General features: G+C 46.7%; 3 protein-coding genes. All 3 read left to right on the top strand.

Annotation, left to right across the window (positions count from 1 at the left end; all coding sequences use genetic code 11):
* Window positions 1–181 precede the first annotated feature (181 nt).
* Window positions 182–814, top strand: a complete 633-nt coding sequence (locus ACFO6X_RS15755) for a hypothetical protein (RefSeq protein ID WP_382434936.1) — start codon at window positions 182–184, stop codon at window positions 812–814.
* Between the two features lie 161 nt (window positions 815–975).
* Window positions 976–1584, top strand: a complete 609-nt coding sequence (locus ACFO6X_RS15750) for a hypothetical protein (protein WP_382434934.1) — start codon at window positions 976–978, stop codon at window positions 1582–1584.
* A gap of 792 nt (window positions 1585–2376) precedes the next feature.
* A complete protein-coding gene (locus tag ACFO6X_RS15745; protein ID WP_382434932.1) occupies window positions 2377–3087 on the top strand; it encodes a hypothetical protein in 711 nt (236 codons plus the stop codon).
* The last annotated feature ends 177 nt before the right edge of the window (window positions 3088–3264 follow it).

The raw sequence follows: 3264 nt of genomic DNA, 5'->3' as shown, positions 1-3264 counted from the left end.
ATTGGCACTGGTGCAGGTTCGTTTTTCCCGCTATGCTGCTGGCTTTGGGTGGCTGCTGTGTGGGCGTGGGTTCTAACTTGGCGCTCAAGCGGACAGCTTTCAGCTGCCGCTTACCTTAGTTCGTTAGGTCTCTTGCACACAAAACAAATGCTTAGCACTAAAAACGAGAGGAAACCACCAAATGAGTGAAGCATGCCCCAAGCCGGAAAATCAGGATCGCACAAACTGCCCAGAACGAAACAACAATGAAAACATAATAACAATCAATGTTCCCAATCAAAAAGGCAGCCCCGAGGCAAGCCAATCAATAACCATCCAGCCTCAGCCCGTTCGTCTTTCAGTAGACACATCCACAGATTGGCCAGCAGTTATTGCAACATCATCCGTCGCGATCGCCGTTGGCATCATGACCTACATTAGCCAACGAAATCAAATACGTGCATCAAAGGCAGGATTTAGACATGACTGGCAAAAAGAACTACGTACACTCATAGCCAAGTTTATTTCACTTGCGGCAACTGTTCGCTATGAAGTAGGCGGAAATCCGGATTACCTGAACAGCTCAGAATCCACCGAGCTGTTCGGTCAGCTAATTGACACTCACGCCAAAATTGAACTGATGCTAGACCGGAAAAAGGGATATTCCAAATCCATATCAAAAATCACGGAAGACATGATATTAGCCACAAGAAGCAGCGACATCAATCATCTAGAGGCACTAAGCAATAGCTTAGTTGATGTAGCAAATGGGGTTCTGGAGCAAGCTTGGCAAGATATTCAAGACGACCTGCACGGAAGAAAAATCAAACAATAACTTACCAGCAAGCACAACCAGAGTAAAGTCATAGCCTCGAATTGATACATGATATGCAGAGCCAATATAGAAATTGGCCTAACTCGGCGCTCAAGCGGACAGCTTCCAGCCGCCGCTTACCTTGGTTCGTTAGATTTCTCATTCATCTACCTTTCCTACCCATGAATATAGCTCACTACAATTTTGGTATCGAAGGAAATGCGCAATTCATGCGCGCAGCCGCAGACGCGCAAGAAGAAGTTATGGAGCCCTTCTTTGAGAGTCATGGTTGGGAGTATGCACCGCAACTATTTGAATCAGTGCCTGCACTTAAGGAGCGACACCAACCTACCGCATTCGGTGGCTTAGATATTGCTGGAACATTCGTTTTGTTCATTGGAACCTGTTTTGGAAAAAAGGTATTCGATGAAATTTACGACCGGACAGTTAAGCGCCCAATAGCTCAGTATCTCGACAAATTTTTTTCAGTGTTTTCTATCTACGATGGAAAAATGTTGGAGTACAGGGATGTTATTTACTTTAAAGATATTGATTTAGTAGTGGTGATTCGAACGTTAATCGACAAAAACAATACGAAGGCTGTTGAGGAAGACCTGCTTAACGGTCACATTATTGCTCATGCCTATGTAGAGCGGAATGGGAAAAAGGCAGCTATTCATTGTCATGTAGTTACGAACGGCCTAGTTTCTTCGGAGCCTCTGCTATTTGATTCACTTGAAAAAATCAAAGAGCACGACAAAAACATCGTTAAGCGCATTAAACGCTACTAGAAATCTAACCCTTCGCTCAAGCGGACAGCTTCTAGCTGCCGCTTACCTTATTCGTTAGTATTTCGCCCACGCCGGTGCTTATTCCAAGACTGGAAAAATCCGAGTTTTTCTGTCGCTGGCGTTCAAAAGTAGATTTTGCTTTCGGCTTGTCGGTCAGTGTTCTTTGGTTTCGTATTGGCGCTGGTGCAGGTTCGTTTTTACAGCTATGCTGCTGGCTTTGGGTGGCTGGTGCGTGGGCTTGGGTTCTAACTCGGCGCTCAAGCGGACAGCTTCCAGCTGCCGCTTACCTTGGTTCGTTAGGCCTCTCTTTTTGACCAATGCGTACCGCCATCATTTGGTCAAGCATGGTCGAGAAGCCAATGTTCATCGCACGTCTGCTTCATCGCCTCACCGAGTTGGCTGCCTGTCCATACTGGCAGTCAGCGAGCCAAGGTGCTACGCGAATGAACAGAAATCCACTGCACCGGCTGGTTGGCCGTCCGTCCTTCGGCGGCCAGCGCAATGCAGTGCTTCGCCATCAAATCTCTTGCATTGGCTCGTGGCCAGAAGTTCTGCTCATCATCATCGGCACAATGAGCGCGGCCAGTCCTGCGGCTGCCGCCAAGAGAATCCTCTCATCGCAAGTCAGCGCATGCGTGGCAGAATCTCCGCAAACGGTTTTCAACGGCATGCAAAGGCACAGGGAGTCAGTCATGCATAAGCCAAACATCAATATCCATCGGCATTCTGACGTGTTCTCATCCGCCTTATCACCTGCGCCGCGCCTAACTCGGCGTTCAACCGGACATCAACGTGCTGCGCACGTTGCTGCCGGTTAACTGGGGCGTTAGCCATAAAAAAGGGAGGGCCACTTTGGCTGAAAATATTATTGCCGGTCTGATTTCTGGCTTGCTTGCAACGATACTCGTTTTTGTTTTCCGATCCGCATGGAGTGCGCTCATTATTCCTTGGTTTGAGGAGCGTATTTATAAGGATGTCAGAATTGAAGGTAGTTGGTATAGCTTGTATCCAAGCTCGTCAGACGTTCGGCAAGAAGTAATTACCCTTCAACGACGCGGGCACGCAATTACTGGGACAATTATTTGTAGCTCCGGGAATGATTCGGGAGAAAAATATCAAGTCTCTGGCAGCTTTAGAAATATGCTTCTTCCGCTTACGTATGAGTCAGCAGATTTAACCAAGACTGACAGGGGGTCAATCACGTTGAAGGCCGTGCATAACGGAGAACGGTTGGCCGGAAAAATTGCCATGTACAATACCTTTGAGGATTCAGTAGAAACAGCCAATATTGTTTGGTTTCGATACAAGCCTGATCTTGATAAATATATTTTAGATTTGGCAAAGAAAAAGCCAGAAATTACAGAACTCCGAAAGCAATCTCGCCGCATTGATAAAGAACTAAAATTAGTCGAGGGGGTAATTGAAAAAATGCCTGAAGAGCTAGAGAAGCAGAGTGACACTGAGAAAGCTGTACAAACTGAGAACAGTGCCAACAACAAATAGCTAACCCGGCGCTCAAGCGGACAGCTTCCAGCTGCCGCTTACCTTAGTTCGTTAGGAATATCTATGAATTCAGATGAAAATCATCAATTAAAACATGAACTGAAAGAAGCCTTGCAACTAATCGAAAATCTCGGCACTAGACTGACGGGCCTCACTAGCGTTGTGCGCGTAATTGCG

This window comes from Giesbergeria sinuosa (assembly GCF_042652905.1).
GTDB classification, from domain to species: Bacteria; Pseudomonadota; Gammaproteobacteria; order Burkholderiales; family Burkholderiaceae_C; genus Simplicispira; species Simplicispira sinuosa.
This window is presented reverse-complemented; position numbering and strand designations above follow the sequence as displayed.